Origin of the sequence: Pseudomonas sp. TAA207 (assembly GCF_001529285.1) — a bacterium.
GTDB lineage: Bacteria > Pseudomonadota > Gammaproteobacteria > Pseudomonadales > Pseudomonadaceae > Aquipseudomonas > Aquipseudomonas weihenstephanensis.
The window spans coordinates 83,441-109,177 of record NZ_LLWJ01000063.1 but is presented as its reverse complement, the minus strand read 5'-3'; the positions used below and the strand labels follow the sequence as shown (position 1 = coordinate 109,177).

Here is a 25,737-nt window from a genome sequence, read left to right as displayed (position 1 = left end):
TGGAGATGCCTGACCGGCACATGCCGGGTCGGCTTAGAGCTGGAGTAATCGGAACAGGGCTATTTTGTTGATTTCTGCCAACGCGCACTTGAACTCGGCGTCTGCCGGGTTATGGATGCGGGTTTCGAACGCGGCGAGGATCTGGTGCCGGTCGCTGCCTTTTACCGCCATGATGAAGGGAAACTTGAACTTGGCTTTGTAGGCGTCGTTCAGCTCGGTGAAGCGCTGAAACTCTTCGGCCGTGCATTGGTGAATACCGGCGCCAGCCTGTTCATGGGTGCTGGCTTCGGTCAGTTGGCCCTGGACGGCAGCTTTGCCGGCCAGGTCCGGGTGAGCGTTGATCAGTGCCAGCTGGCTGGCGTGATCGGCGCTCAACAAAATGTCACTCATGCGCTGGTGCAGGCCTTCGATCTGATCGACGCTGGCATCCAGGCCCAGGTCGTAGGCCTTCTCGGCGACCCAGGGTGAGTGTTCATAGATATCGGCAAAGGCTTGCACGAACGCTTCGCGGCTCAGGGTTGAAGGCTTGAGGGTCTTGAATGCGCTCATTTCGAGTTCTCCGCGGCGAAAGGGTGTGTGGCGTGCCAGTGGCGGGCGATATCAACGCGGCGGGCGAACCAGACGTGGTCGTGACCTTTGGCGTATTCAATGAAACGCTTGAGGGCGGCCAGGCGGGCAGGGCGGCCAATCAGGCGGCAGTGCAGGCCAATGGAAAGCATTTTTGGCGCCTGCGCACCTTCGGCGTAGAGCACGTCGAAGGCATCCTTGAGGTACTGGAAAAACTGCTCGCCGGTGTTGAAACCCTGCACCTGGGTGAAGCGCATGTCGTTGGTGTCCAGCGTGTACGGGATCACCAGATGCGGCTTGCCAGTCGGGTTGTTGGGTTCCCAGTACGGCAGGTCATCGTCATAGGTGTCGCAGTCGTACAAAAAACCGCCTTCTTCCATCACCAGACGGCGGGTGTTGGGGCCGGTGCGGCCGGTGTACCAGCCCAAGGGGCGCTCGCCGCTGATTTCAGTGAGGATGCGGATCGCTTCGAGCATGTGTTCGCGCTCTTGCGCCTCATCCATGTACTGGTAGTCGATCCAGCGATAGCCGTGGCTGCAAATCTCATGGCCCGCGGCGACCATGGCGCGGATCACATCGGGGTGACGCTGGGCAGCCATAGCCACGGCGAAAATGGTCAGGGGAAGATCAAATTCTTTGAACAGCTTGAGAATCCGCCACACGCCAGCGCGGCTGCCGTATTCGTAGAGGGATTCCATGCTCATGTTGCGCTCGCCTTGCAGTGGCTGCGCTGAAACCATTTCCGAGAGGAAGGCTTCGGACTCTTTGTCACCGTGCAGGATGTTGCGCTCGCCGCCTTCTTCGTAATTGAGTACAAACGACAGGGCAATGCGCGCGTTATCCGGCCAGTGCGGGTGGGGAGGGTTAGGACCGTAACCAATCAGGTCGCGTGGGTAATCAGCGCTCACTACAGTCTTCCTTATTATTCGTGTTGACAGTCGTTCGGCCAGACCTGGCTTCACTGCGATGGCCTGATTGTATACAACTTTACAAACACTTTGTAAGCCTGATTTTTTGCATTTTTACCATGATTTGTGCTGCAAGTGTACAAGCAAGAAACCTGCCTGATCGGTCAGGTCGTGAATATAAAGTCGTCGAGAGCTGCGTCGTTGACAGGGATTAGCTCTGAGGCCACGTGATTCGGGGCCTGGGTTAAGTTGTGATTTTAATTGTGTACAATTTTTTTGATAAATGTCTTAATCGTGGCTTCGCCGCTGCTCAATCGTGCATCGATAGAGTGCGCTGGCTCCTTTTTATTCACTGACTCCGGGAGGCGCGAGGCCTGAGTGAACACTCATTCGCCAGGCACGCAAAATCAATGGGACGTTTAACCACGCACGTTTTGGATGCCGCACACGGTTGCCCAGGCAGCTCGATCAAAGTCGAGTTGTATCGGGTTGAGGGTTCACAGCTGGAACTGGTCGCCACCGCGCTGACCAACAGCGACGGCCGTTGCGACGCGCCATTGCTGGAAGGTGACGACTACCGCTCCGGGGTGTATCAGGTGCAGTTCAGCGCTGGGGATTACTACCGCGCCCGCGGTGTACAACTGCCAGAGCCAGCCTTTTTGGATGTCGTGGTGCTGCGGTTCGGTATCAATGCCGAACAAGCGCATTACCACGTCCCCCTGTTGATTTCGCCGTACAGCTACTCCACGTATCGCGGCAGCTAGTTTTCACCCTGCGCATGTGGTTTTTGCCCGCTCACACTGCGGGCTTTTTTTCGCCTGTCGAAAAGCAACCCGGTCATCGCAGCGTCGCTGCGCTCCTGCGCGACTAGCTTTACAGGCTGGAGTCGGGCAGAAGCGGGGCTGTGATCCGGCGGTGTGGCCGTCGTCAAACATTCAACAGTGCGCGCCACACAAACGCGCTGATCGGGCCTAACGGCTCAACAACGACGCTGTACCCGCCACGCCGAACAAGCCGGCACTGACCCGGTTAAACCAGCTTTGGCCCTTGCCGCTGCGCAAGTAACCCGCAGCGCCGTGGGCGCCCAGCCCGTAAGCCAACTTGCAGCACAAGTCGAGTACCGTCCAGGTGGCGATCATCACCAGTAACTGGCTGAGGAAGGGTTGGTCGGGGTTGAGGAACTGCGGCAAGAATGCTGCAAAAAACAGAATGTCTTTCGGGTTGCTGGCGCCCAAAACAAAGGCGCGCCCAAACAGGGCGGTGAAGCGCGGTTTTGGGGCAGCTTCAGGTACCTGGGCCGCTTGGGCTGGCAGCCGCGATTGCTTCCAGCTCTGCCAGGCGAGGTAGAACAAGTACAGCGCGCCGACAATTTTGAGTGCGCTGAACAATTGTTCCGAGGCCAGCAGCAAGGCGCCCAGCCCCAGCGCCGAGGCACTGAGTAAACAGATCGAGGCAATTACACCGCCCAGAAACGCCGGGTACGAACGGCGCAGGCCGTAGTTCAAACTGTTGCTGATCATCAATAACGACAGCGGCCCTGGAATCAGGATTACCACCAATGCCGCGCTGCTGAACAGCAGCCAGGTTTCCAGACTCATCACTTCCTCCATTGCAACAAATGCCCCGCGCAATGGCGGGGCCGGTTGGTATTGCCGCGTTTACAGGTAAATAAACTTGGCAATGAAAATCGCGCAGAGCACCCACAAACTGACGGAGATTTCCCGGTATTTACCCGTGCCCGCCTTCAGCGCCACAAAGCTGATAAAGCCCAGGGCGATGCCGTCTGCCACTGAAAAAGTCAACGGCATCATGATCATGGTCACAATCGCCGGGATGCAATCGGTGGGTTCTTCCCAGTTGATGTGCTGCATGCCGCCCATCATCAGCATGGCCACGTAAATCAACGCACCTGCCGTTGCATACGCCGGAATCATGCCGGCCAGCGGCGCGAAAAACATGGCCGCAACGAACAGCACGCCGACCGTCACAGCCGTCAGCCCGGTGCGCCCGCCTGCGGCCACCCCGGCGGCACTTTCGACGTAGCTGGTGACCGGTGGCACGCCGACCACGGCGCCAAAAACGCTGGAAGCGCTGTCGGCTTTAAGTGCCCGCGACAGGTTTTCGATTTTGCCGTCGGCCTTGACCAGCCCTGCGCGTTGCGCCACGCCCATCAAGGTGCCCGCGGTATCAAACATGTGCACAAACAGGAAGGCCAGGACCACGCTGATCATGCTGATGTTGAATACGCCTTTGAGGTCCATCGCCATCCAGGTTGGCGCCAGGCTGGGCGGGGCGGAGAGGATGCCGTTGTAGTGCACCAGGTCCAGGCCCCAGCCCGCCAAAGTAACGGCAATGATGCTGATCAAAATGGCGCCGAACACCCGGTGGTAACTGAGGATCGCAATCATCAAAAAACACACGGCGGCCAGCAAAGGGGCCGGATCGCGCAACGACCCGAGTTTGATCAGGGTGGCGGAGCTGTCGACGATGATGCCCGAGGTTTTGAGGCCGATGATGCCCAGGAACAGACCGACCCCCGCGCCCATCGCATAGCGCAGGCTCACGGGGATGCTGTTAAGCAGCCATTCGCGTATGCGCGACAGGGTCAGGATCAAAAACAACACGCCCGAGACAAACACCGCGCCCAGCGCGGTCTCCCAGCTGTAGCCCATGGTGCCGACCACGGTGTAGGTGAAAAACGCATTCAAGCCCATGCCGGGAGCAAGGCCCACAGGCCAGTTTGCATACAAACCCATCAGCAAGCTGCCCAGGGCGGCCGCAATGCAGGTGGCAACAAAGGCTGCGCCGTGATTGATGCCCGCGTCGGCCATGATGTTGGGGTTGACGAAGATGATGTACGCCATGGTGATGAACGTGGTCAGCCCGGCGATCAACTCAGTTTTGACGGTGGTGCCATGCAGCGACAGTTTGAACAGACGTTCCAGCCAGCCGCGTTGAACGGGCGGTGAAAGGTCCAGGGTAGGGGCTTGGGGTTTAGGGCTGTCCACAGTGATTTCCTCAGGCTTTTATTGTTTTTGAGCGCGCTGGTTGAGGCAAATAAGGCAAAAAACGGCTTTTTCTGACTGCAAGGTCAAGAAAGAGCGTGAGCTGAATTATGCTTTTGTATACAAATAAAGCAAATAATGTTTTCAGAAATGTACGAAGGGTGTTGTCTGGGGGAGGGTGATGAGCGCGTCAGGTACGGTTTTGCCCCAAGGCATGATTGATTGCCAACCAGCCGTTCACCGCGTCTTCGCCTTCTTGGGCGAAGACCCGTTGCAAGAGCTTGACCTGTTCGCGACGCAAATTGCGCTCAAAACGCACGCCCTCGGGGGTCAACTCCAGCAGGCGCTTGCGCTTGTCGGTCTCTGGCGCGACGCTGCGCACCAGGTTCATCTCGATCAACTGGCGCAATGGCGTATTGAGTGCCTGCTTGCTGACCCCCAACAATGTCAGCAGTTCTTTGACGCTGACACCGGGGTAATGCGCGATAAAAAACACGATGCGCTGATGCACCCGGCTCAGCCCACGACGCGCCAGCATTTCATCCGCTTTGGCGGTAAATGCTTGATAGCCAAAGAAGAAGGCTTGCATGGCGGCACGCTGAGTGGTCGGATTTTTAAGGTCAAGCATATTGACGTATCTAGGCTGCGCGGCGTAATTTCGGTCAATCAGTTTGACTTATTTCCAATTACTTCCGCTACCGGTGATCTGTATGGCCTTCTCCGAACGTGTTTCCCGCCTGAAAAGCTCTTTGATTCGTGAAATTCTGGCTGCGGCCCAACGTCCGGAAGTCATGTCCTTTGCAGGCGGTCTACCGGCCGAAGCGATGCTGCCCAAAGTCGACTGGACCGACATGCCCGCCTCGATGGGCCAATACGGCATGAGCGAAGGCGAACCGGCGCTGCGTGAAGTGCTGGCCCAAGAGGCCCGCGCCCTGGGCGTTGACTGCGACGCGAGCCAAGTGATGGTACTCAGCGGTTCGCAGCAAGCCCTCGACCTGGCCGCCAAGCTGTACATCGACAAGGGCACCGAGATCATGCTCGAAGCCCCGACTTACCTGGCGGCGCTGCAAATTTTCCAATTGTTCGGCGCGCAGTGCCTGAGCTTTCCGTTGCAAGCCGATGGCCCGGACCTGGCCGCACTGCGCAGCGAGCTGGAACAACATTCGCCCGCCTTCATCTACCTGATCCCGACGTTCCAGAACCCGTCGGCCGTGCGTTACAGCGAAGCCAAGCGCGATGCCGTTGCAGCCTTGCTGGACGAGTTCGGCGTGACGCTGATCGAAGACGAGCCGTACCGCGAGCTGAACTTCGACGGTGGCAGCGCCACGCCGATTGTCAGCCGTTTGAAAAAAGCCAGCTGGATCTACACCGGCACCGTTTCCAAAACCTTGCTGCCCGGTCTGCGCGTCGGTTTCTTGATTGCCAGCCCCGACCTGTACCCGCATTTGCTGCGCCTCAAGCAATCCGCCGACCTGCACACCAACCGTGTGGGCCAATGGCAAGCCTTGCAGTGGATCGGCACGCAAAAAATGAGCAATCACCTGGCCGAGTTGCGTGACTTCTACCGCATTCGCCGTGATGGTTTTCAAGCCGCGCTGCAAGAGCACTTCGCGGATCTGGCCGATTGGCAGGTGCCACAGGGCGGATTGTTTTTCTGGCTGACCCTCAAGCAACCGTTTGACACCCGTACCTTGCTCAAGCCGGCGCTGGAGCAGAATGTGGCATTCATGCCGGGCGAGCCGTTCTTTGCCGAGCCGGACCAGAACGTTGGCAGCCTGCGCCTGAACTTCAGCCACATCGACCCTGCGCGTTTGCACGAGGGCCTTAAGCGCCTGGCTAATGTTATTCGTCAGGCACAAGCCGCCCAGGCGGCGTAAAAGGAGTCGCGATGCTCAAGGTTTATGGCGATTACAACTCGGGCAATTGCTACAAAATCAAGCTGATGCTGCATTTGCTGGGGCTTGAATACCAATGGCATGCGGTGGACATTCTCAAGGGCGAAACCCAAACCCCGCAATTTCTGGCGAAAAACCCCAACGGCAAAGTGCCGGTGCTGGAGCTTGAAGACGGCACGTGTTTGTGGGAGTCAAACGCGATCCTCAACTACCTGGCGGACGGCAGCGAGTTCCTGCCGACCGAGCCGCGCTTGCGCACCCAGGTGCTGCAATGGCAGTTTTTCGAGCAATACAGTCATGAGCCTTACATCGCGGTGGCGCGGTTTATCCAGTTTTATCTGGGTTTGCCGCAAGCGCGACTTGAGGAGTACCGCGCCCTGCAAAAGCGCGGCTACAAGGCGCTGGATGTCATGGAGCAACAGTTGGCCCGCACACCCTATTTGGTGGGCGAGCACTACTCGATTGCCGATGTGACGCTGTATGCCTACACCCATGTCGCCCATCAGGGCGGCTTTGAGCTTGGGGCTTACCCGAGTATTCAGGCCTGGTTACAGCGGGTGGCCAGTCACCCGCACCACGTGACGATGCTGGGGTAAACCCGCGCAATAAAAAAACCGGCCATGTGCCGGTTTTTTTACATCCGCCAACCCTGGAGTGGCGGGCGAGGCCTGAGTTTTGCGGGTTACACGTTGGCGAAACGGTTGTTCAGGTACTCAATGATTACCTTGGAGTCGTACATCCAGGTCGTCTTGCCATCTTCTTCAATGCGCAAGCACGGCACTTTGATTTTGCCGCCTTGCTCCAGCAGGGTCTGGCGATCCTGCTCATTGTTTTTCGCATCCCGCAGCGCCACCGGCACGTTCAAGCGGCGCAGGTTACGGCGGGTTTTGACGCAGAACGGACAGGCATGGAACTGATACAGGGTCAGGTTTTTGGCCGCTTGATCCACCTGCGCCTGAGCAGCGTCAGGGCGTTGTTTTTTACTGGGGCGGGTCATGAAGTCGCCAGCGATGATCAACTGACCCAGGCCTACGCGAAGCGCTTTGATAAACACAGTAAAAGCCTCATGGGGCAAGAAATAAGGCCCGCAGCTTACCTGAATTCGGCGGACGAAAAAAAACCGGCGATGAACGCCGGTTTTTTGTACACGTATTACTTGATCAAGCTCAGGAACTCGCTGCGTGTGGCAGCGTTGTCGCGGAACTCGCCGAGCATCACCGAGGTGATCATCGACGAATTCTGCTTCTCGACACCGCGCATCATCATGCACATGTGCTTGGCTTCGATCACGACCGCAACGCCCAGGGCGCCCGTGACTTGCATCACGGCATCGGCAATTTGACGGCTGAGGTTTTCCTGGATTTGCAGGCGGCGGGCATACATATCGACGATACGTGCCACTTTCGACAGGCCCAACACTTTGCCGCTCGGAATGTACGCCACGTGCGCCTTGCCGATAAACGGCAGCAGGTGGTGCTCGCACAGCGAATACAACTCGATGTCCTTGACCAGCACCATTTCGCTGTTGTCCGAGCTGAACAAGGCACCGTTGGTGACTTCTTCCAGGGTTTGCTCATAGCCACGGCACAGGTACTGCATGGCTTTGGCTGCGCGCTTTGGCGTGTCGAGCAGGCCTTCACGGGAGACGTCTTCGCCCAGTTGACCGAGGATGGCGGTGTAGTTTTGTTCCAATGTCACAGGGCTGTTTTCCATGTGGGTTTCAAAGGGGTATCGAGTGGACTGTACCTGGGTGGCGCCCATCGGCAAGTGTGTGCCGCGAAGGGTGATCAGGTACTTGGGGTGCACTTCATTTGGCGCACATAGTAGCGTAGGTCGAGCGATGGGTGTACGCGCAGTGCGTATTCGCAACTGAGCATCTGGTTTGCCCACTGCGAAATCGATAGCATGCGCGCCTAATGGCTAAATGATGCCAATTCGGGCAGGCCCTCTTTTTGATCAAGGATGCACAGCGGACATGGACGCATTACTGCACAGGTCGTCACGGGTGTTGGCGGGACTGTTTTTCAGCGTGGGCATGACGCACAGCAACGCCGCCAGTTTTGACTGCACCAAGGCCAGCACCCAGGTCGAATATGCCATTTGTGGCAATCCGGCGTTGTCGGCACTGGATGAGCAGTTGTCGCGCACTTATCGTCAGGCGCTTGCGCAGGACCCTCAGGTCAGAAGTCGGCAACTGGCGTGGCTCAGAGGCCCGCGTGAACAGTGTTCGGCAAACGTGGTGTGTTTGACCGCAGCCTATCAGCAACAACTGGATGCTTTGAACGGGGTGAGTTCAAGCGTGCCCGCGGCCGCTCCAGTTGCCGCTCCAGTCGCGGCCCGGGTCATTGCGCCGACAGCTCCAGCGATGGCGGCCGATAACCCGATCCCGATTCTGTTTGATCCCAAGTATTTTTATAACGTGCAGGGGCTATTGAGCGAGTCAGCCTGGCGTGATCCTCAGGCCAAGTTGTTTGGCAAGCCGGTGTTGCAGTGGGATGACGCCGACTTTGAGTATTTGAAGTATCGGCTTGAGCAGCAAAAAATGGCCGAACTGCAAGAAGCGCGTAACTGGTACGCGCAGCGTAATTTGCAAAATGATCCCACTCAGGACTCGACCTACCGTTTGCGCACTGAGGCCATGCAAAAGGTCATTGACGGCATCCCGCGCTTCAAATACTGGATTGCACAGGCCAATGGCGAGCAACGCGCCAGGCACCAGGCTCAGCAACTACAAGCCCAGGCCGAGCAGCAAGCCACGCTTGCGCGCGAGCAGGCGCAGGCCGTCGCTTTACAAGAGCAGCGCCAGCAAACGCAACTTCGTCAAGAAAGTCAGGCACGCGGGCAGTGGTTGCTTTGGACAGGGCTGTTATTGGCGGCCATTTTGGGTGGTTTTGTATGGCACCGTTTCATCCGTCATCGTTGCCCATCGTGCAAATCGCTGAATTTTGACTGCACGGGGCACAAGGAGATGGATCGCTTCAAGGGACGTATCAAAGTGCACGAAAAAAATTCACGCGGCACCAATACGCGCTTTATGAGCACGACCTTTGTGATCAATCGCTATGACTATGAATGTGCGGAGTGTGATCACGCTTGGTCTGAAAAGAGAAAAGAAGAGCTGGGCGCCTGAGTCTGCGCCCTTGTCGCGACGTTTATTCGTCGCGACCCTCCATCATGGTGCGTTTGAGCATTACGTACACCGCACCTGCGCCGCCGTGTTTGGCCTGGCATGAGCAGAATCCCAACACCTGTGAGTGCTGGCGCAGCCAGGTGTTGACGTGGCTTTTGATCATCGGCCGTTTGCCATCCAGGCGCACCGCCTTGCCGTGGGTCACGCGGACGCAGCGCACTTCGAGCCGGGTGGCTTCGCTCAAAAACTCCCACAAGGTTTCGCGGGCCTTTTCGACGGTCATGCCGTGCAGGTCAAGGCTGCCTTCAAAGCTGATCTGCCCCAGTTTGAGCTTGCGCATCTGGCTTTCTTGCACGCCATCGCGCGCCCAGCTCAGTTGATCTTCGGGTCCCACATCAATCACAAACTGGTCTGACAAGCCGTCAATGATCGTCTCATTGCTACGCACAATCGCGTTTTGCCGCAACTTGGCCAATTGTGCCCGGTCAGCTTTGGGTTTGCCGGTATCAGCCCGATCATGTTTGATCGGCTTCACGCCGCGGATTTCGTTTTTGAACAGGGAAAAATCGTCGTCTTGCATGTCAGCCTCCGCGAAGGGGCGCCAGTTTACCCAAGTCGGCGACCCGCGTGCGGCGGATGTGCCTTAATCGTGCTTTTTCATTAAATGTGCAGACATGTTCAGCCCCAGCGGCTGGCGCATGTAACGGCGACGGCGGCGCCACATCCAGATCCCCAGCCAAGTGATTAGCAGGCCAATGCCCAGCACCACTGAAGCCCCGGCCGGGTTGGCGTTGAGTTCACTCAAGGCCGCAGGGCGGCCCAACACACTCGCCACACCGGCCAGTGCCATCAGCAAGCCACAGAGCGTGATCAGCGCCGCTAGCGTCAAGATAAAGCGTGAGCGCCAATGGCTGGGGCCTTTGGGACGTAACCGACGAGCATCAAAACCATCGGAGATCTTCATTCCGATCTTTCCTTAAAGAGTATCGGGCCTTCGACAGGAAGACTCGCATCTTGTTCCGGAGTGGAATCGGAAATAGGTGTTTGATATGTAGGAAGTTGGTATTACAGATAGGCGGTTAGCAGGCGCCGCCTATCAGCAGGGCGTCAGATCAAATCAGGTTTTGAGTGAGCGCGAGGGTTGCGAAGTTGTCATTCATGATGGCCATCTCGGTGCGTTGCACCTCGGCAGCCGGGATGATGCCGTCTCGGGTAGGCAGGTCGCGGGTGGCGCAGGCGTCCTCGACCAGGGTGCAGCGAAGCCCGTAATCCTTGGCGGCACGCACTGTGGTGCTGACGCTGGAGTGGCTCATGAAACCGCAGACAATTACGTCGAGCGAGCCCAGTCGCTCAAGGGTTTTTTGCAGACCTGTATCGTTAAACGCGTTAGGCATGCGTTTTTCGATGATCACCTCATCACCTTGGGGTTCCAGGCCCTTGATGAATTCGCCGCGTTCGCCTTGGGGGTCGAACATGCCGCCCACCGTGCCCAGGTGACGGATGTGCACCACCGGGCGGTTGGCCTTGCGGGCGGCCTCCAGCAGAAGGGCGATGTTGGCGGTGGCAGCGTCCATGCCCGACAGGGCCAGAGGGCCGCTCAGGTACTCGTTTTGCGCATCGATGATCAACAGGCTGGCGTTGCTCAGAGTGGCGGCGGCATAACCGCGTCCAGTCAGTTGAAACATCGTTTTTAAAGCTGACATTCGGGGCTCCTTTGAGTGGGGCTTTTGCGACATTCTCCACTGGCCGGGCGTTTATGTGAATGCCCATTCTTGTAAACGCCGTGGTTGTTGGGCTGTAGCCAAGTCAAGCATTGAATTGGCGGTTCAAAAATGTATAAAACAGAACGATTTTGCTCAGTTTGGCGTGTGAGGGGAGGCGTTTGGTGTGACCGCCGGGCACAACTTTGGCCGGGTCGGGTTTTGGCTGTTAGAATCGTCGGTCGATTTTGAGGAGTAAGACCGTTGATCACTTCCCGTCTGCGCACTCTGCGCGACCATATTCGTTGGGCCGTCAGCCACTTTCATGGGGAAGAGCTGTTCTTCGGTCATGGCACCGACAATGCGTGGGACGAGGCCCGCCAATTGGTGCTGGGCGCGTTGAACCTGCCGTGGGAAATTGCTGACAGCTATCTGGATTGCCGTCTTGAAGATGATGAGCTGGTAAACCTTCAGTATTTGCTCAAGCGTCGCATTGAAGAGCGTGTGCCAACCGCCTATTTGCTGGGTGAGGCGTGGTTCTGCGGCATGTCGTTCATCGTTGACGAGCGCGTGCTGATCCCACGCTCGCCGATTGGCGAACTCATCGAAAAACGCTTTGAACCTTGGTTGGCGGCTGAGCCTGCACGCATTCTTGACTTGTGCACCGGCTCGGGTTGCATCGGTATTGCCTGCGCCTATGAGTTTCAGAACGCTGAGGTGGTGCTGGCGGATCTTTCGTACGAAGCGCTTGAGGTGGCCAATCAAAACATCGAGCGTCATGGCGTGGATGAGCGTGTGTACACGGTGCAGGGCGACGGTTTCGACGGGTTGCCGGGCCAGCGTTTTGATTTGATCGTGTCCAATCCGCCGTATGTGGATGCCGAAGATTTTGCTGACATGCCAGCTGAGTATCAGCACGAGCCAGAGCTGGGCCTGGCCTGTGGCGATGATGGGCTGAATCTGGTGCGTCGCATGCTGGCCGAGGCGGGTGAGCATTTGACCGAGAAGGGTTTGTTGATTGTCGAAGTGGGCAACAGCCAGGTGCATGTTGAGGCGCTGTACCCGGAAGTCGATTTTGCGTGGCTAGATTTTGAGCGCGGCGGTCATGGCGTGTTCATGCTCACCGCTGAGCAGTGCCGCAATCATCAAGCGTTGTTTGCGTCACGGGTGTAAGGGCAAGGCGCTGTAGCCGTTGACGAGTAGCGCGAGGCTGCGATCGACGGCAAAGCGGTCGTAAAGGCAATCACCCAGTGTGTCTTCACACTGGCGTGAACGGCTTTACGCCCGCTCGCAGCCTTGTGCTACCCGGTAGCGACTCCGCATGACTGCGCAATTTCAGTGGGCATTAGCGGTGCGTGGCGATCCAGATCAGCAGCCCCGCCTGAAACACCGCAAAGGCCACCAGGCAGGTGATGGTGAAACGCAGACCGGTGTCTTCGCGCTGGTATTTAGTGACCTTTTCTTCTTTCTCGCGCAGTTTGACTTCCTGCTCCTGCAAGGTCTGTTCGGCCTGTTGCAGCATTTGCGCGGCCTCCAGAATCTCCACAAACTGGACTTTTTCGGTGTTCCAGTTGTTCAGCAGCTCACCCACCTGCACGTCTTCGAGGCTGGCTTTGAGATGCTGAGCGTCGGCGTAGACCACATCAAAGCCATGCATACGCAAGAAATGGTCACGACGCAGGCGGGTGTCTTCGTTCAAGGCATCCTTGCTGGCCAGTGCCATGGCGTCGACACGGTATGTCGACCATTTTTTCTGCGCCCATAAAATGGCCTGGGCCATCAGGAAGCGACCGATGCCGCGATTCCACGGCTCCACCTGCAAGCCGCTCTCAGGGCTGATACTCACGCGCCGGGTTTCGTGGTCGACCCAAATGTCGAGCTGGTTTTGCTCTTTGCGCACCCGCTGGCCGGGCAACAAGATGTTCATGCGCAACAGGCTGCGCTCTTTGTTGTTGCGCTCGGCATAACCGAACTGCACAAAACGCAGCGGCCGACCGCCGGTGTTGCGGTCGGTTTGCAAAGGCGCGAGCCGTAGCATTTTGAAATGCTCGGGTTGCACGTCAGCCCAAGGCAGCGGCGGCGCTTCGGGGGTCGCCGGCTCTTGAGCCTCGGCGGATTTTGATGGGGTGTCGCTCATAACGGCGGAATCCTGTGCAAGCCCGGTATGTCGGCAAAACAAAGGCTGCCGACATAGCCTTATCGGCCGTTATGCGCAGGACTGGAGGGCTAACGGCTCAGCGGGTGCTCACTTTAGTGATGAAACGCACAATGGCGTCCCCCAGTTCGCTGGATAAGCGCTGGTTCGGGTCGTTGTAAGACTGGATTTGGCGCTTCATGTCCATCGGTACGATGCGCATCACATGGTTCATGCCATCGATCAAGGTCAGATCGGCATCCGGCTTGGCGGCTTTGAGTGAGCGTGCATCGTTGACGTCCACCTGAATGTCGTGGGTGCCCTGAATGATCAGTGCGGGCATTGTCAGTGCAGCGAAGGCCTTGGCCGGGTTGTGGCGCAACAGGCTGATCAGGTACGGCTGCACGCTGGGCCTGAAGATCACTTGCAGGGCTTGCGGCACGTTGTCGTCCGTGCGTGCGGCTTCCAATGTGTGGATCAGTTCAAAACTGCGTTGCAGCAGGGAAGGGGGCAGGTGGTTACGCTGCAATTGTTCGCGCAGTACTTGGCCGACGGGCCGCGCTGTACCGGCAATGGAAATAACCCCGGTTGCGTCCATGCGCGGTGCGGCCAGGCTGGCAATGAGCGCGCCTTCGCTGTGCCCCAGCACATACACATCACCAAAACGTGGGTCAGCCTTGAGCTGTTGCCCCCAGGCCACGGCATCGGTCACGTATTGGTCGAGTGTGAGCGTGCGTTCGTCCGGCGCCGCTGGCAGGCTTTGGGCGATGCCGCGTTTGTCGAAGCGCACGCTGGCAATGTTGCTTTGCGCGAGTCGCCAGGCCAGTTTCTTCAAACCGTCGTTGCGCCCGGCTTGCGTGTTATTGCCGTCGCGATCCGTAGGCCCGGAGCCTGCAATGATCAGCACCACCGGCACGGGCTTGTCGCTTTTGGGCAATACCAGTGAGCCATACAGCGTGCCACTTGCGGTGTTCAGTTCGATAGGGCGCAGTAGCACATTGGGTGCTGCGGCGTGGGCCACGGCACTGAAAAAGGTTATTGCCACGAGCAGAATCCTGAGCATCATTTCGCCATCTTTGACTGAGTGCCGGTTGGACAAACCCGGATGAATAAGGTTCGAGGATGAACTACTTGGACAGCCTGCGTATACTGGCGCGCTTAGTTATCCAGGCTGAGTTTTATCGGCTGTTTTTCACGGAGCGCCCTGCATGTCCGGCAATACCTACGGCAAGCTGTTCACTGTCACCACCGCTGGCGAAAGCCATGGCCCGGCGTTGGTCGCCATTGTTGATGGCTGCCCGCCCGGGCTTGAGCTGTCTGTTGACGATTTGCAGTTCGATCTGGACCGCCGCAAACCGGGCACTAGCCGCCACACCACGCAGCGCCAGGAAGCCGACGAAGTCGAAATCCTCTCTGGCGTATTCGAGGGGCGTACCACCGGTTGCGCCATTGGCCTGTTGATTCGTAACACCGATCAGAAGTCCAAGGACTACTCCGCCATCAAAGACGTGTTTCGTCCGGCGCATGCCGACTACACCTACCACCACAAATATGGCGAACGCGACTACCGTGGCGGCGGTCGCAGTTCGGCACGCGAAACCGCCATGCGCGTGGCGGCCGGCGCTATCGCCAAAAAGTACCTGGCGACGCAGGGCATTGTGATTCGCGGCTACATGAGCCAGTTGGGCCCGATTGAAATCCCTTTCAAAACCTGGGACTCGGTTGAGCACAATGCGTTTTTCAGCCCTGACCCGGACAAAGTGCCGGAACTTGAAGCCTACATGGACCAATTGCGCCGTGATCAGGACTCGGTCGGGGCCAAAATCACCGTGGTGGCAGAAGGCGTGATTCCGGGCCTGGGCGAGCCGATTTTCGACCGTCTGGATGCCGAGCTGGCGCACGCACTGATGAGCATCAACGCGGTGAAAGGCATTGAGATCGGCGCCGGTTTTGCCAGCGTCGCCCAGCGCGGCACCGAACATCGCGACGAGATGACGCCAGAAGGTTTCCTGAGCAATAACGCGGGTGGCATTTTGGGCGGGATCTCCTCGGGTCAGCCCATCGTTGCGCACCTGGCCCTCAAGCCAACGTCGAGCATTACCACACCGGGGCGTTCGATTGATGTGCACGGCAACCCGGTTGATGTCATCACCAAAGGTCGTCACGACCCTTGTGTTGGCATTCGTGCCACGCCGATTGCCGAAGCCATGATGGCCATCGTGCTGATGGATCACTTGCTGCGTCATCGCGGTCAGAATGCCGACGTGCGTGTCAGTACGCCTGTGCTGGGCCAGCTGTAATGCAAAGCCTGTTGAGCGCCACGGTCTGACGACGGTGGCGCCTCTGCCTTACTGGCGACTGTCTGGCTTCTATCTTTTTTACTTCGCCTTGCTGGGTGCCACAGCGCCTTTTCTGGCGCTGTACTTCCACCATCTGGGTTTCTCCAGTGCGCGAATCGGCGAGCTGGTGGCCATCCCCATGTTGATGCGCTGCGTGGCCCCCAACCTGTGGGGCTGGCTCGGCGATTACACCGGTAAACGCTTGCTGATCGTGCGGCTGGGCGCGCTCTGTACGTTGTTCAGTTTTGCGCTGATCTTTGTCAGCAAGAGCTACGCGTGGCTGGCGCTGGTCATGGCGTTGCATGCGTTTTTCTGGCATGCAGTGTTGCCGCAATTTGAAGTCATCACATTCGCTCATTTGCGTCAGCAGCCTGAGCGTTACAGTCAGATCCGCTTATGGGGGTCTGTGGGCTTCATTCTGACCGTGGTGATTTTAGGTCGGCTATTTGAGTGGTTGAGCCTTGATGTCTACCCGGGCGCGCTGATCGTGGTGATGGCCGGGATTGTGCTGTGCAGCCTGTGGGTGCCCAATGCTCAACCTTCAAGCGAGGGCCGCCAACCCCTGGCGGGCGGCTTTGTGGCGCAATTACGCAGCCCCGGTGTGCTGGCGTTTTACGCCTGTGTCGCGCTGATGCAGATGAGTCACGGGCCGTATTACACGTTCTTGACGTTACACCTTGAGTCGCTGGGTTACAGCCGCGGTGTCATCGGTTTGCTGTGGGCACTGGGGGTGCTGGCTGAAGTGCTGATGTTCATGGCCATGCGCCGCATTTTGCTGCGCTTTTCGCTGCGCCGCGTTCTGATGGTCAGCTTTTTGTTGGCCAGCGCACGGTGGCTGTTGCTCGGCTCGTTCGCCGACCACGTCGGGGCATTGTTGTTGGCGCAGCTGATGCATGCCGCGACCTTCGGCAGTTTTCATGCCGCAGCCATGACTTTTGTGCAGCGCAGTTTCGGGCCGGGCCAGCAAGGTCAGGGGCAAGCTTTGTATGCCACCCTGGCCGGTATCGGTGGCGCAATGGGCGCGCTGTATGCCGGTTACAGCTGGAACACGTTGGGGCCCACTATCACCTTTAGTATGGCGAGCGTCGCAGCGCTGGCCGCAGCCGTTATCATTGCCACTCGACTGCAAGAGGACAGGCCATGAGCCTTACCCGTGAACACCTGAGCCAGGAAATCATAAACGCCGGGCGCTTTTTGTATGGCCGCGGCTGGTCGCCGGCCACCAGCAGCAATTACTCAACCCGGCTCTCGGCCAGCAAAGCGCTGCTGACCGTGTCGGGTAAACACAAAGGGCAGTTGGGCCTGGAGGATGTATTGGCCACAGATTTGGCCGGTAACAGTCTTGAACCGGGCAAAAAGCCCTCCGCTGAAACCCTGCTGCACACCCAGCTTTACAGTTGGAACCCGCAGATCGGTGCGGTGTTGCACACCCATTCAGTGAACGCGACGGTACTGTCGCGTATTACGGCGGGTGACCGTATCGAGTTTGAGGACTACGAACTGCAGAAGGCGTTCAGCGGCGTGTCGACCCACGAGTCGAAGGTGCTGGTGCCCATTTTTGATAACGATCAAGACATCCCGCGCCTGGCCGCCAAGGTGCAGCCGTGGCTTGAAGCGCATCCAGACTGTGTCGGTTATCTGATTCGCGGGCATGGCCTGTATACCTGGGGCGCGTGCATGAGCGATGCTTTGCGCCAGATCGAAGCGTTCGAATTCTTGTTTGAATGTGAGCTAAAGACCCGCGCCGTGCTTAACCGTTAACGTTGACGTCGTCGAGCACACACCCACCTGATTGATGGGTATGCCGCAACGGCCTGTAAAAGCCGCAAGTGTGCCCAAGCCGAGGAATTACGCCCTATGAGCTGCCTGTCCGTTTATCACGTTTCAAGCCCCGAATTACCCAATAAAGTGCTGACCCATTTTGCTGACATCGCCGCGACGCTGGCCGAGCAGGGCGTGCGCTTTGATCGTTGGCAAGCGGCCACACCGATACAGCCTGGCGCCGCTCAGGACCAAGTGATCAGTGCGTACCGTCAGCAGATTGATCAATTGATGACGGAGCGTGGCTACCTCACCGTCGATGTCATCAGCCTCAACAGTGACCATCCGCAAAAAGCCCAATTGCGTGCCAAGTTTCTTGACGAACACCGCCATGCTGAAGACGAAGTACGATTTTTTGTTGCCGGACGTGGTCTGTTTACGTTGCACATTGATGACTATGTGTATGCGGTGTTGTGTGAAAAGAACGACTTGATCTCAGTGCCCGCTGGCACACCGCATTGGTTTGACATGGGCGAGCACCCGCATTTCATCGCGATTCGCCTGTTCAATAACCCTGACGGCTGGGTGGCGAACTTTACCGGTGAGGACATCGCCAACCGCTTCCCGCGCCTCGAAGACTAAGGATTTCACATGCCGATCAAAGCCATCCTGACCGATATTGAAGGCACGACCAGCGCGGTCAGCTTCGTATTCGATGTGTTGTTCCCTTATGCGGCCAAACACCTGCCCGAATTCGTGCGTGCGCATGCCGAAGACCCGGACGTGGCCATGCAATTGGGTGCGGTACGCCTGGACAGCGGGGAGCCAGAAGCCGATGTAGAGCGGGTGATCGAGATTTTGCAGCAGTGGATTGCCGAGGATCGCAAAGCCACGCCACTCAAGGCGCTGCAAGGCATGATTTGGCAGCAAGGTTATGAAACGGGCGAACTTAAAGGCCATGTGTACCCTGATGCGGTGCAAGCCCTTAAAGCCTGGCACCAGCAGGGGTATGAGTTGTATGTGTATTCGTCAGGTTCGATTCAGGCGCAGCAGTTGATTTTCGGTTGTTCCGAGGCGGGTGATCTGAGGCCTTTGTTCAGCGGGTATTTCGACACCACGTCAGGCCCCAAGCGTGACGCGCAATCGTATCGGCATATCACTGAAGCGATTGGCTGTCCGGCGGGCAAAATCCTGTTTCTGTCCGATATTGTCCAGGAGCTGGATGCTGCGCAGGAAGCGGGCATGCTGACCTGTGGGCTGGCTCGCGAAGGCGGAGAGCTTGAAGGCCACACCACGGTCAGAAGTTTTGCCGAGATTGATTTGACGCATCCCTGAGTATCGGTAAGCCAGGCGTAAAAAAGCCAGCAAACGCGTTATCGCGGTTGCTGGCTTTTTGCTGTCTGTCGTATCCAGCGCGATCAGGCGTTGTGATAGGTCGGCAGGGCAAAGCGGTTCTGGCTTTGCAGCAACGAAATGGTGGGCAGTTCGCTGGCTTGGCCTGCCAGGTCACGGCGAATCGCACTGATAACCCAAGTCAGTTGTTCCGCGGTGTGCAATTGCGCATAAGAAATAGAGCGCTGGGTCTGTTTGCCATCACTGTCGCACAACGTCAGCAACACACCGCCATCCGGGCGGGCTTGGGTGGTGACGGTGTGGTTTGAGAACAGGGATGCGAATTTTTCTTGAATCAGGCTCATGTCTTTCAGCTCCATTAGCTCATGAAGGGCTTGCATGGAGTAGGTATTGCAGTGATTGTGCCACTATTGCTGTTTAAAAAAACCCTTATAAAACAATGGCTTACGTTTTATCAAAATGATACTCATCGTGCATTCTGCATGAAAGGCCATCGTGCATCCTGCATTTTGCCCATTCGTCGGAGGCTGGTTTACGGGCTAAGGCTGCGCTAAGCCGCGCCAGTGGCTTGATAAATTACGGCTATGGCCATCTTCAACAAAAAAGGGATGACACGCCCTGCCGGTCTCAGGAAACTACGTTCTTTTTGTAGCGCACCTGGAGCCTTAAATGTCCGACACCAAGCCCGCAGATTCACCCCGGCAGATGACCCCGGAAGAAGCGGCTGAATTTGCCGAGCAGGTTTTCAACAAGGCTCGCGAAGGCGATGCGGCGATGCTCGCCGCCTTGCTGAGCAATGGTCTGCCGGCGAACTTGCGCAATCACAAGGGCGACACGCTGTTGATGCTGGCCAGCTACCACGGGCATGTGGATGCGGTGAAAGTCTTGCTTGAACACAACGCTGATCCCGAGGTGCGCAACGACAACGGCCAAAGTCCGATTGCTGGCGCTGCGTTCAAAGGTGACCTGGCGATGGTCAAAGCACTCATTGAAGGTGGCGCGCAAGTGGAAGGCGCATCGTTCGATGGCCGCACCGCGCTGATGATGGCCGCCATGTTTAACCGCACTGAGATCATTGATTACCTGATCAGCAAAGGCGCAGACCCCAAAGCCAAAGATGCCAATGGCATCACTGCGCTGGACGCCGCCAAAACGATGGGCGCAACCGACACAGTCGCTCAACTTGAGAAGCTGTTGGGCTGATAGCCTGCCTTGAGGGGCGCATTTGATATATCCTGCGCGCCCTCAAATTTACCTGTGACAGGCCTCGCCCATGAAAACCGCTCTCGTAGAACTCATCAGCAAAATCAGCTCTGGGTGCATGGACGAAAACGACATTACTAAAATCGCGGACGAGGCAGCTCAGGCTTACGCTGATCCAGACGCGTTTCTTGCAGCCAATCCAGATATTAACTACGACGACACGTTCCCGATTTCGTTGGGTGAATGGGTCGTGATCGGCAGCCTGCCTGAAACGGTATTGTTTCAGGCCGACACGTACATGGATCTGTTTGAGCAGATTGTCGCTTCGTTTGGTCCGGGTGTTGCTTTCAACATCAAACCCAAGCAATTGGCCAAAACCGAAGCCCTGACAGCCCTGAACCGGATTCAAATCCAGATGGGCAGCATGAACAAGGACAATGGCGGTTATGTGCTGATGAACCTCAGCCAGCCGCTGGACGACGAGATTCAGCTGGTGCTGGTGTATGGCAATGACGTACCCCGCGTGCTTGAACTGTGTGGTGAAGTCGGTATTCACGCCGAGCCATCACTGGAAGCCTTGAAAGTGGCTGTTCACGTCTGAAGTATTGGCCTGTAATAAATAACGGAACCCTGGCCACGGCTGACTATCCTAAGTGAACAAGCCCTTCACTCAGGAGCGTCATCATGGGTTCCACGTTTAACGGCCTGATTGGCCTGATCATTCTGGCTCTGGATATCTGGGCCATCATCAACGTGCTGAAAAGCGGTGCCGAAACCGGGATGAAAATCCTTTGGGTACTGCTCATCATCTTCCTGCCGGTGTTGGGCCTGGTGATCTGGGCCATCGCGGGGCCAAGGGGCAATGTCAGAATCTGAGCCGTTTGTCAGTGAGCTGCCACCTGCTAGCGTGACAGCTCATTGAGTTTGTCAGCGTCAAGGTTCGACCTGTCATGTTCCTCGACGTAGAATGCGCGCCTTTCTTGGGCAATTGAACGTGTGTGCCGTCGCGGCACACCGTTCAACTGTCGATCATGGGCGGGTGACCGTCCGTTGCCACCAGCATTCAAGGGGACTTCCCATGACCGAAGCGCTTAAAACCGACTATCTCGAAACGCTTTATGAAGGCTATGGCCAGCGCTTTCGCATGGACAAGCTGTTGCACGAAGTGCGCACCGATCACCAGCACCTGGTGATTTTCGAAAATCCGGTGATGGGCCGCGTCATGGCGCTCGATGGCGTTATTCAGACCACCGAAGCCGACGAATTCATCTATCACGAAATGCTCACCCATGTGCCGATCCTGGCCCACGGCACGGTTAAACGTGTGCTGATCATTGGCGGCGGCGATGGCGGCATGTTGCGCGAAGTGACCAAGCACCGGGGTATTGAGCACATCACCATGGTCGAGATCGATGGCACCGTGGTGGACATGTGCAAGCAGTTTTTGCCCAACCATTCCAAAGGCGCCTATGACGATCCACGCCTGAACCTGGTAATCGACGATGGCATGCGTTTTGTAGCCACCACCGACGAAAAGTTTGATGTGATTATTTCCGACTCCACCGACCCGATTGGGCCGGGTGAAGTGTTGTTCTCGGAAAACTTCTACGAGGCCTGCCACCGGTGCCTGAATGAAGGCGGGGTTCTGGTCACGCAAAATGGCACGCCGTTCATGCAGTTGGGTGAAGTCAAAACCACGGCGGGTCGTCTGCGCAGCCTGTTTGCAGACTGGCATTTCTATCAGGCGGCCGTGCCGACTTACATCGGCGGGGCGATGACGTTTGCTTGGGGCTCGACCGACAACGCTTACCGTAAGGTGTCACTGGACACCCTGCGTCAGCGGTTTGCAGGTAGCGGTATTGTGACGCGCTACTACAACCCTGAAATCCATCTTGGTGCTTTCGCGTTGCCACAATACGTGTTGCAGGCCGTGAACAAGCCCAGCAACGATTAAAGCCGTCTGAATATAGGAAAGGGCCGAAAGGCCCTTTCTTTTGTTTCAAATTATGCTTTGAACGAAATTTTCACGTTCCATTTAAGAGAATTCGCGCTCGCATTTTATGCACCAATAACGGCTTACAAGGCTCTGGGTTGAGGCTTTCAAGTCAGAGGCTGCCGCGCTCTACGTTATAAAAGTACGCCATCAGTGGAAAACCACGGATGATCGTGCAACATTTGCCCACCGTGCATGACCCGCCACGCCCGTACTTCAGGGTGTTGTTGCCCTGGCGGGGCGATGCGCAATCCACGTCATACCAACTGAACCAATGGGTCCTAAAACGACATGGCAAACCCGGACGCCCTAAGACAACAGCACGCTGGAACGCGTGTGTTGCAACCAACCGTTAAATCGCATCTGGCTTTTACGCTGTTGTGCGCGTTGGTCATGATGGTGATGTTTACCCTGCTTCGGGTTGCATTGCTGGTTTACAACCGGGAAATGATCCTCGACACCCCGGCGTCGACTTTTTTGGAAGCGTTCGCGAACGGCCTGCGCTTTGACCTGCGCATCGTGGTGTATCTCAGCATTCCTCTGCTGCTGGCCTTGCTCAGCGTCAAGGCAATGGTCCAGCGTGGTGTAATGCGCTTCTGGTTGACTGCGGCCTCTAGCCTGGCACTGTTTTTGGGCCTGATGGAAATGGACTTCTACCGTGAGTTTCATCAACGGTTGAACGGTCTGGTGTTCCAGTATGTGAAAGAAGACCCTAAAACGGTCATGAGCATGCTCTGGTATGGCTTCCCTGTGGTGCGCTACATGTTGGCGTGGGCCGTGGGCACCGTGGTGTTGTATTTCGCCTTTCGTGCTGCAGATCGGGTCACACGTCCGCAACTGCCGGCCGCGGGTACGGGCGCTATTCGCGCTGCGGCTCCCTGGTATACACGCATTGCTGTCTTCGTCGTGGTGCTGTTGGTGTGTGTGGTGGCGGCTCGCGGCACTCTGCGCCAAGGCCCTCCGCTGCGTTGGGGCGATGCCTACACAACTGATTCCAACTTCGCTAACCAGTTGGGCCTCAATGGCTCGCTCTCGTTGATCGCTGCTGCGAAAAGCCGTTTTTCTGACGAGCGCACCAACATCTGGAAAGCAACCCTGGAAGACCCGGTCGCCGTGAGCACCGTGCGTGAAATGTTGCTGACCGATAACGACAAGCTGGTCGACCCGGACACCGCCCCTGTACGCCGTGACACCACGCCACCGGCCGAAAAAACGCTGCCGATCAAGAACGTTGTGGTCATCTTGATGGAAAGTTTTGCTGGCCATTCGGTTGGCGCGCTGGGCCGTCCAGGCAACATCACGCCGTACTTCGACCAACTGTCGAAAGAAGGTCTGTTGTTCGATCGCTTCTTCTCCAATGGCACCCACACCCATCAGGGTATGTTTGCCACGATGGCGTGCTTCCCGAACTTGCCAGGCTTTGAATACCTGATGCAAACCCCGGAAGGCAGCCACAAGTTGTCGGGTTTGCCTGAGTTGCTCAGCGCACGCAAATTTGATGACGTGTATGTGTACAACGGTGATTTCGCGTGGGACAACCAATCCGGTTTCTTCAGTAATCAGGGTATGACCACCTTCGTAGGTCGTAACGATTTCGTTGATCCGGTGTTCTCAGATCCTACGTGGGGCGTGTCCGATCAGGACATGTTTAACCGCGGGCTTGAGGAGCTGAAAAAGCGTGAAGGCAAAGAGCCTTTCTATGCCTTGCTGCAAACGCTGTCCAACCACACGCCGTACGCGCTGCCGACACCGTTGCCGGTTGAGCCGGTGACGGACCGTGGTTCGCTGAATGAACATCTGACCGCCATGCGTTACTCGGACTGGGCATTGGGTCAGTTCTTTGAGAAGGCCCGCAAGGAGCCGTATTTCAAGGAAACCCTGTTTGTCGTTGTGGGCGACCACGGCTTCGGTAACGAACAGCAGATTTCAGAGATGGACCTGGGACGCTTCAACGTGCCGTTGCTGTTGATTGGCCCGGGTATCCAGGAGAAATTTGGTCCGCGCAGCGACATCGTGGGCACTCAAGTCGACATCGTGCCGACCATCATGGGCCGTCTGGGTGGCGAGTTCCGCCAACAGTGCTGGGGCCGTGACTTGTTGACCTTGCCTGAAGGCGATAAAGGCAGTGGTGTGATCAAACCGTCGGGTAGCGATCAGACGGTGGCTATCATTAGCGGCGATCACTTGCTGGTTCAACCCAAGGAGATGCCGGCCAAAGTGTGGCAATACACATTGGGCGCCAACCCCGAAGCCAAGGTCGTGACCGGTTCGCCAGACGAAGCCGAACTCAAGCAAAAACTTGAGTCGTTCTTGCAGACCGCGACCAAAAGTTTGCTCGATAACACGGCGGGTGTTGCAGATCCGAAGTAAGTCATGAAGCAATAAAAAAGAGGCCCCAGGGCCTCTTTTTTATTGCGCGTCGAGCCGGCTTTTAACAGGGCTAGATCTTGCCAAGCAATAAGAGAATCAAGAGTACGACCAGCACGGCACCAATAATCCCTGAGGGACCGTAACCCCAGCTTTTAGAGTGAGGAAACACAGGCAGCCCGCCGACCAGCAGCAGGATCAGGACGATGAGAAGGATGGTGGTCATGGTGAGTTCCTTATTAATGAGATCAAGCAACAAGCAAGGGGTGCAGGGCGCTGCTTGAGAAACAAGGCCAGGCAGTGCTTATAAAGTCCGACTGCTGCGACTGGGGATTAATTCAAACTTATTTAAGTTGATTGCCGCGCTCAGGTATTGCCCGCTGGTAGATCCGCGGGTAGGGTGCGCGTTTGCTCATGCTCAGAGATTAATCATGCTCAATTACGTCTGGTTTTTTTTGGCTGCCCTGTTTGAGATTGCCGGGTGTTATGGGTTTTGGATGTGGTTAAGGCAGGGTAAGAGTGCGTGGTGGATTGTGCCGGCTGTATTGAGTCTCACCCTGTTCGCGCTGCTCTTGACCAAAGTAGAAGCTGTTTATGCAGGACGGGCGTATGCCGCGTACGGTGGAATCTATATCGTCACATCCATTGCCTGGCTGGCGGCCGTGGAAAGAGTCAGGCCTTTGGCCTCGGATTGGGTGGGTGTTGGATTGTGCGTAATAGGCGCGACCATCATTTTGTTGGGGCCGCGAGTGTCGAGTTCTTGAGCTGAATTCGTCTGATTGCGTGATTTATCGCTGTGCCGCGTAGGCAATGATGTTTTTTGTTGTAGGAATTAGATGTGTGATTAGTAGGTCGCTACTGATTTTTATTGTAGGGATTGAAGGAGGTTATTGCGCGTTGCAGTCTTTGTGGCCACCTTTCTTGCAGGATGAGAGCCATGCTGATTCTGAGCCGCGCCGTCGGCGAATACATTTCTATCAATCAAGACATTACTGTGCGGATTATTGCGGTCAACGGTAACCATGTACGCCTGGGCATCGAGGCCCCCAAGGAAGTCAGTGTTCATCGTTCGGAAATTTACGAGCGCATCCGAAACGAACAAGGCGGGCGGTTACCGATCAGCCCTTTGGGCAAGCGTTAATCAAAGTACTCTTTGGGCACTGCATGCTTGGGCAGCAATAGACATTGCTGACTTTCAAGATCAAAAAAAATCACCGCCTGGCCTTTGCCCAGTGCTTGGCGCACTCGCAGAGTGCGTGTCTCCTGGGAGGTGTCATCTCCGTTATCGGTGCCATCGCGACTGACAAAATCTTTGATAAGGTGGGTCAGGGTATCGGCTTCAAGCTGGTCGTAAGGGATAAGCATGGAGGGTTCTCTTGATC

Annotated in this window: 32 protein-coding genes; 17 read left to right on the top strand and 15 right to left on the bottom strand. The window is 56.8% G+C overall.

Annotation, left to right across the window (positions count from 1 at the left end):
- Window positions 1-33 precede the first annotated feature (33 nt).
- Together uraD and puuE are read right to left on the bottom strand one after the other, a co-directional pair.
- Window positions 34-549, bottom strand: coding sequence for a 2-oxo-4-hydroxy-4-carboxy-5-ureidoimidazoline decarboxylase (uraD, locus tag AP059_RS09495; protein WP_059762992.1), 516 nt, complete (start codon window positions 547-549; stop codon window positions 34-36).
- Window positions 546-1,475 (bottom strand): allantoinase PuuE, encoded by a 930-nt coding sequence (gene puuE / locus AP059_RS09490; RefSeq protein ID WP_059762991.1) that lies wholly within the window; start codon window positions 1,473-1,475, stop codon window positions 546-548. Before puuE ends, uraD begins: the two co-directional genes overlap by 4 nt.
- A 410-nt stretch (window positions 1,476-1,885) precedes the next feature.
- On the opposite strand from puuE, the gene uraH reads away from it, so the two are divergent.
- Window positions 1,886-2,239 carry a hydroxyisourate hydrolase gene (gene uraH, locus AP059_RS09485; RefSeq protein ID WP_048366303.1) on the top strand — a complete coding sequence of 118 codons (354 nt, stop codon included), beginning with the start codon at window positions 1,886-1,888 and terminating at the stop codon, window positions 2,237-2,239.
- A gap of 207 nt (window positions 2,240-2,446) precedes the next feature.
- Here uraH and AP059_RS09480 read toward each other — a convergent pair whose 3' ends face one another.
- From AP059_RS09480 to AP059_RS09470, 3 genes are all read right to left on the bottom strand, one after another.
- Window positions 2,447-3,073 (bottom strand): LysE family translocator, encoded by a 627-nt coding sequence (locus AP059_RS09480; RefSeq protein ID WP_059762990.1) that lies wholly within the window; start codon window positions 3,071-3,073, stop codon window positions 2,447-2,449.
- Window positions 3,074-3,133: 60 nt separating this feature from the next.
- Window positions 3,134-4,483, bottom strand: coding sequence for an NCS2 family permease (locus AP059_RS09475; RefSeq protein WP_059762989.1), 1,350 nt, complete (start codon window positions 4,481-4,483; stop codon window positions 3,134-3,136).
- Between the two features lie 187 nt (window positions 4,484-4,670).
- On the bottom strand, window positions 4,671-5,108 hold the full coding sequence (locus AP059_RS09470) for a MarR family winged helix-turn-helix transcriptional regulator (RefSeq protein WP_059762988.1): 438 nt from the start codon (window positions 5,106-5,108) through the stop codon (window positions 4,671-4,673).
- An 82-nt stretch (window positions 5,109-5,190) separates the two neighbouring features.
- On the opposite strand from AP059_RS09470, the gene AP059_RS09465 reads away from it, so the two are divergent.
- Window positions 5,191-6,357 carry an aminotransferase-like domain-containing protein gene (locus tag AP059_RS09465; protein WP_048366307.1) on the top strand — a complete coding sequence of 389 codons (1,167 nt, stop codon included), beginning with the start codon at window positions 5,191-5,193 and terminating at the stop codon, window positions 6,355-6,357.
- 11 nt (window positions 6,358-6,368) lie between these two features.
- The gene (locus tag AP059_RS09460) at window positions 6,369-6,971 is read left to right on the top strand and encodes a glutathione S-transferase family protein (protein ID WP_059762987.1); all 603 of its coding nucleotides are present in this window, start codon (window positions 6,369-6,371) and stop codon (window positions 6,969-6,971) included.
- 86 nt (window positions 6,972-7,057) lie between these two features.
- Here AP059_RS09460 and AP059_RS09455 read toward each other — a convergent pair whose 3' ends face one another.
- Both AP059_RS09455 and folE read right to left on the bottom strand, forming a co-directional pair.
- Complete coding sequence (locus AP059_RS09455) at window positions 7,058-7,429, bottom strand: glutaredoxin family protein (protein WP_059762986.1); 372 nt, start codon at window positions 7,427-7,429, stop codon at window positions 7,058-7,060.
- A gap of 98 nt (window positions 7,430-7,527) precedes the next feature.
- Window positions 7,528-8,073 carry a GTP cyclohydrolase I FolE gene (gene folE / locus AP059_RS09450; protein WP_048366310.1) on the bottom strand — a complete coding sequence of 182 codons (546 nt, stop codon included), beginning with the start codon at window positions 8,071-8,073 and terminating at the stop codon, window positions 7,528-7,530.
- A gap of 277 nt (window positions 8,074-8,350) precedes the next feature.
- Between folE and AP059_RS09445 the strand changes: the two genes are divergently transcribed.
- Window positions 8,351-9,505, top strand: a complete 1,155-nt coding sequence (locus AP059_RS09445) for a lysozyme inhibitor LprI family protein (RefSeq protein ID WP_059762985.1) — start codon at window positions 8,351-8,353, stop codon at window positions 9,503-9,505.
- 22 nt (window positions 9,506-9,527) lie between these two features.
- On the opposite strand, the gene AP059_RS09440 is transcribed toward AP059_RS09445, so the two are convergent.
- From AP059_RS09440 to AP059_RS09430, 3 genes are all read right to left on the bottom strand, one after another.
- Window positions 9,528-10,085 (bottom strand): Smr/MutS family protein, encoded by a 558-nt coding sequence (locus AP059_RS09440; RefSeq protein WP_059762984.1) that lies wholly within the window; start codon window positions 10,083-10,085, stop codon window positions 9,528-9,530.
- A gap of 63 nt (window positions 10,086-10,148) precedes the next feature.
- Entirely contained in the window at window positions 10,149-10,469 is a 321-nt protein-coding gene (locus AP059_RS09435) for a hypothetical protein (protein ID WP_059762983.1), read from the bottom strand.
- A 148-nt stretch (window positions 10,470-10,617) separates the two neighbouring features.
- Window positions 10,618-11,208 carry a cysteine hydrolase family protein gene (locus AP059_RS09430; RefSeq protein WP_048366164.1) on the bottom strand — a complete coding sequence of 197 codons (591 nt, stop codon included), beginning with the start codon at window positions 11,206-11,208 and terminating at the stop codon, window positions 10,618-10,620.
- Between the two features lie 261 nt (window positions 11,209-11,469).
- Between AP059_RS09430 and prmB the strand changes: the two genes are divergently transcribed.
- Window positions 11,470-12,378, top strand: a complete 909-nt coding sequence (gene prmB / locus AP059_RS09425) for a 50S ribosomal protein L3 N(5)-glutamine methyltransferase (RefSeq protein WP_048366163.1) — start codon at window positions 11,470-11,472, stop codon at window positions 12,376-12,378.
- A gap of 172 nt (window positions 12,379-12,550) precedes the next feature.
- Here prmB and AP059_RS09420 read toward each other — a convergent pair whose 3' ends face one another.
- Both AP059_RS09420 and AP059_RS09415 read right to left on the bottom strand, forming a co-directional pair.
- Window positions 12,551-13,342 (bottom strand): hypothetical protein, encoded by a 792-nt coding sequence (locus AP059_RS09420; RefSeq protein WP_059762982.1) that lies wholly within the window; start codon window positions 13,340-13,342, stop codon window positions 12,551-12,553.
- Between the two features lie 97 nt (window positions 13,343-13,439).
- A complete protein-coding gene (locus tag AP059_RS09415; protein WP_059762981.1) occupies window positions 13,440-14,405 on the bottom strand; it encodes an alpha/beta hydrolase in 966 nt (321 codons plus the stop codon).
- Between the two features lie 142 nt (window positions 14,406-14,547).
- Between AP059_RS09415 and aroC the strand changes: the two genes are divergently transcribed.
- The 5 genes from aroC to mtnC all read left to right on the top strand — a co-directional run bounded on the left by aroC (window position 14,548) and on the right by mtnC (window position 18,774).
- Window positions 14,548-15,639: a chorismate synthase gene (aroC, locus tag AP059_RS09410; RefSeq protein WP_059762980.1), complete on the top strand. Its 1,092-nt coding sequence runs from the start codon at window positions 14,548-14,550 to the stop codon at window positions 15,637-15,639.
- Between the two features lie 34 nt (window positions 15,640-15,673).
- A complete protein-coding gene (locus AP059_RS09405; protein WP_059763065.1) occupies window positions 15,674-16,822 on the top strand; it encodes an MFS transporter in 1,149 nt (382 codons plus the stop codon).
- The gene (locus AP059_RS09400) at window positions 16,819-17,439 is read left to right on the top strand and encodes a methylthioribulose 1-phosphate dehydratase (RefSeq protein ID WP_059762979.1); all 621 of its coding nucleotides are present in this window, start codon (window positions 16,819-16,821) and stop codon (window positions 17,437-17,439) included. The genes AP059_RS09405 and AP059_RS09400 overlap by 4 nt, the downstream gene beginning before the upstream one ends.
- Window positions 17,440-17,535: 96 nt before the next feature.
- Window positions 17,536-18,081 (top strand): 1,2-dihydroxy-3-keto-5-methylthiopentene dioxygenase, encoded by a 546-nt coding sequence (locus AP059_RS09395; protein ID WP_059762978.1) that lies wholly within the window; start codon window positions 17,536-17,538, stop codon window positions 18,079-18,081.
- A 9-nt stretch (window positions 18,082-18,090) separates the two neighbouring features.
- On the top strand, window positions 18,091-18,774 hold the full coding sequence (gene mtnC / locus AP059_RS09390) for an acireductone synthase (RefSeq protein WP_059762977.1): 684 nt from the start codon (window positions 18,091-18,093) through the stop codon (window positions 18,772-18,774).
- 83 nt (window positions 18,775-18,857) lie between these two features.
- Here mtnC and AP059_RS09385 read toward each other — a convergent pair whose 3' ends face one another.
- Window positions 18,858-19,136 carry a DUF3509 domain-containing protein gene (locus tag AP059_RS09385; RefSeq protein ID WP_048366189.1) on the bottom strand — a complete coding sequence of 93 codons (279 nt, stop codon included), beginning with the start codon at window positions 19,134-19,136 and terminating at the stop codon, window positions 18,858-18,860.
- Between the two features lie 325 nt (window positions 19,137-19,461).
- On the opposite strand from AP059_RS09385, the gene AP059_RS09380 reads away from it, so the two are divergent.
- From AP059_RS09380 to AP059_RS09360, 5 genes are all read left to right on the top strand, one after another.
- A complete protein-coding gene (locus tag AP059_RS09380) occupies window positions 19,462-19,995 on the top strand; it encodes an ankyrin repeat domain-containing protein (RefSeq protein WP_059762976.1) in 534 nt (177 codons plus the stop codon).
- 70 nt (window positions 19,996-20,065) lie between these two features.
- Window positions 20,066-20,596, top strand: a complete 531-nt coding sequence (locus AP059_RS09375) for a hypothetical protein (protein ID WP_059762975.1) — start codon at window positions 20,066-20,068, stop codon at window positions 20,594-20,596.
- A gap of 83 nt (window positions 20,597-20,679) precedes the next feature.
- Window positions 20,680-20,871 carry a PLDc N-terminal domain-containing protein gene (locus AP059_RS09370; RefSeq protein WP_048366153.1) on the top strand — a complete coding sequence of 64 codons (192 nt, stop codon included), beginning with the start codon at window positions 20,680-20,682 and terminating at the stop codon, window positions 20,869-20,871.
- Between the two features lie 202 nt (window positions 20,872-21,073).
- Complete coding sequence (speE, locus tag AP059_RS09365) at window positions 21,074-21,949, top strand: polyamine aminopropyltransferase (RefSeq protein ID WP_059762974.1); 876 nt, start codon at window positions 21,074-21,076, stop codon at window positions 21,947-21,949.
- A gap of 330 nt (window positions 21,950-22,279) precedes the next feature.
- Window positions 22,280-24,358, top strand: coding sequence for an LTA synthase family protein (locus tag AP059_RS09360; protein WP_059762973.1), 2,079 nt, complete (start codon window positions 22,280-22,282; stop codon window positions 24,356-24,358).
- Window positions 24,359-24,428: 70 nt separating this feature from the next.
- Here AP059_RS09360 and AP059_RS21985 read toward each other — a convergent pair whose 3' ends face one another.
- Complete coding sequence (locus AP059_RS21985) at window positions 24,429-24,581, bottom strand: DUF3309 family protein (RefSeq protein WP_047294031.1); 153 nt, start codon at window positions 24,579-24,581, stop codon at window positions 24,429-24,431.
- A gap of 205 nt (window positions 24,582-24,786) precedes the next feature.
- Between AP059_RS21985 and AP059_RS09355 the strand changes: the two genes are divergently transcribed.
- Complete coding sequence (locus AP059_RS09355; protein ID WP_048366150.1) at window positions 24,787-25,119, top strand: YnfA family protein; 333 nt, start codon at window positions 24,787-24,789, stop codon at window positions 25,117-25,119.
- 173 nt (window positions 25,120-25,292) lie between these two features.
- Entirely contained in the window at window positions 25,293-25,496 is a 204-nt protein-coding gene (gene csrA / locus AP059_RS09350) for a carbon storage regulator CsrA (protein ID WP_059762972.1), read from the top strand.
- Here csrA and AP059_RS09345 read toward each other — a convergent pair.
- Window positions 25,493-25,720: a YheU family protein gene (locus AP059_RS09345; RefSeq protein ID WP_059762971.1), complete on the bottom strand. Its 228-nt coding sequence runs from the start codon at window positions 25,718-25,720 to the stop codon at window positions 25,493-25,495. The genes csrA and AP059_RS09345 overlap by 4 nt on opposite strands.
- Between the last annotated feature and the right edge of the window lie 17 nt (window positions 25,721-25,737).

What these genes read in the sequence shown, in the direction of transcription:
- AP059_RS09430 (WP_048366164.1), bottom strand. Translation starts at nt 11,208, where the DNA reads ATGTCAGCTTTAAAAACGATGTTTCAACTGACTGGACGCGGTTATGCC.
- AP059_RS09375 (WP_059762975.1), top strand. Translation starts at nt 20,066, where the DNA reads ATGAAAACCGCTCTCGTAGAACTCATCAGCAAAATCAGCTCTGGGTGC.
- AP059_RS09415 (WP_059762981.1), bottom strand. Translation starts at nt 14,405, where the DNA reads ATGATGCTCAGGATTCTGCTCGTGGCAATAACCTTTTTCAGTGCCGTG.
- AP059_RS09435 (WP_059762983.1), bottom strand. Translation starts at nt 10,469, where the DNA reads ATGAAGATCTCCGATGGTTTTGATGCTCGTCGGTTACGTCCCAAAGGC.
- AP059_RS09470 (WP_059762988.1), bottom strand. Translation starts at nt 5,108, where the DNA reads ATGCTTGACCTTAAAAATCCGACCACTCAGCGTGCCGCCATGCAAGCC.
- AP059_RS09445 (WP_059762985.1), top strand. Translation starts at nt 8,351, where the DNA reads ATGGACGCATTACTGCACAGGTCGTCACGGGTGTTGGCGGGACTGTTT.
- AP059_RS09460 (WP_059762987.1), top strand. Translation starts at nt 6,369, where the DNA reads ATGCTCAAGGTTTATGGCGATTACAACTCGGGCAATTGCTACAAAATC.
- uraD (WP_059762992.1), bottom strand. Translation starts at nt 549, where the DNA reads ATGAGCGCATTCAAGACCCTCAAGCCTTCAACCCTGAGCCGCGAAGCG.
- speE (WP_059762974.1), top strand. Translation starts at nt 21,074, where the DNA reads ATGACCGAAGCGCTTAAAACCGACTATCTCGAAACGCTTTATGAAGGC.
- AP059_RS09345 (WP_059762971.1), bottom strand. Translation starts at nt 25,720, where the DNA reads ATGCTTATCCCTTACGACCAGCTTGAAGCCGATACCCTGACCCACCTT.
- aroC (WP_059762980.1), top strand. Translation starts at nt 14,548, where the DNA reads ATGTCCGGCAATACCTACGGCAAGCTGTTCACTGTCACCACCGCTGGC.
- AP059_RS09355 (WP_048366150.1), top strand. Translation starts at nt 24,787, where the DNA reads ATGCTCAATTACGTCTGGTTTTTTTTGGCTGCCCTGTTTGAGATTGCC.
- AP059_RS09440 (WP_059762984.1), bottom strand. Translation starts at nt 10,085, where the DNA reads ATGCAAGACGACGATTTTTCCCTGTTCAAAAACGAAATCCGCGGCGTG.
- AP059_RS09360 (WP_059762973.1), top strand. Translation starts at nt 22,280, where the DNA reads ATGGCAAACCCGGACGCCCTAAGACAACAGCACGCTGGAACGCGTGTG.
- AP059_RS09400 (WP_059762979.1), top strand. Translation starts at nt 16,819, where the DNA reads ATGAGCCTTACCCGTGAACACCTGAGCCAGGAAATCATAAACGCCGGG.
- AP059_RS09370 (WP_048366153.1), top strand. Translation starts at nt 20,680, where the DNA reads ATGGGTTCCACGTTTAACGGCCTGATTGGCCTGATCATTCTGGCTCTG.
- AP059_RS09385 (WP_048366189.1), bottom strand. Translation starts at nt 19,136, where the DNA reads ATGAGCCTGATTCAAGAAAAATTCGCATCCCTGTTCTCAAACCACACC.
- mtnC (WP_059762977.1), top strand. Translation starts at nt 18,091, where the DNA reads ATGCCGATCAAAGCCATCCTGACCGATATTGAAGGCACGACCAGCGCG.
- csrA (WP_059762972.1), top strand. Translation starts at nt 25,293, where the DNA reads ATGCTGATTCTGAGCCGCGCCGTCGGCGAATACATTTCTATCAATCAA.
- uraH (WP_048366303.1), top strand. Translation starts at nt 1,886, where the DNA reads ATGGGACGTTTAACCACGCACGTTTTGGATGCCGCACACGGTTGCCCA.
- AP059_RS09480 (WP_059762990.1), bottom strand. Translation starts at nt 3,073, where the DNA reads ATGAGTCTGGAAACCTGGCTGCTGTTCAGCAGCGCGGCATTGGTGGTA.
- AP059_RS09380 (WP_059762976.1), top strand. Translation starts at nt 19,462, where the DNA reads ATGTCCGACACCAAGCCCGCAGATTCACCCCGGCAGATGACCCCGGAA.
- AP059_RS09465 (WP_048366307.1), top strand. Translation starts at nt 5,191, where the DNA reads ATGGCCTTCTCCGAACGTGTTTCCCGCCTGAAAAGCTCTTTGATTCGT.
- AP059_RS21985 (WP_047294031.1), bottom strand. Translation starts at nt 24,581, where the DNA reads ATGACCACCATCCTTCTCATCGTCCTGATCCTGCTGCTGGTCGGCGGG.
- AP059_RS09420 (WP_059762982.1), bottom strand. Translation starts at nt 13,342, where the DNA reads ATGAGCGACACCCCATCAAAATCCGCCGAGGCTCAAGAGCCGGCGACC.
- AP059_RS09395 (WP_059762978.1), top strand. Translation starts at nt 17,536, where the DNA reads ATGAGCTGCCTGTCCGTTTATCACGTTTCAAGCCCCGAATTACCCAAT.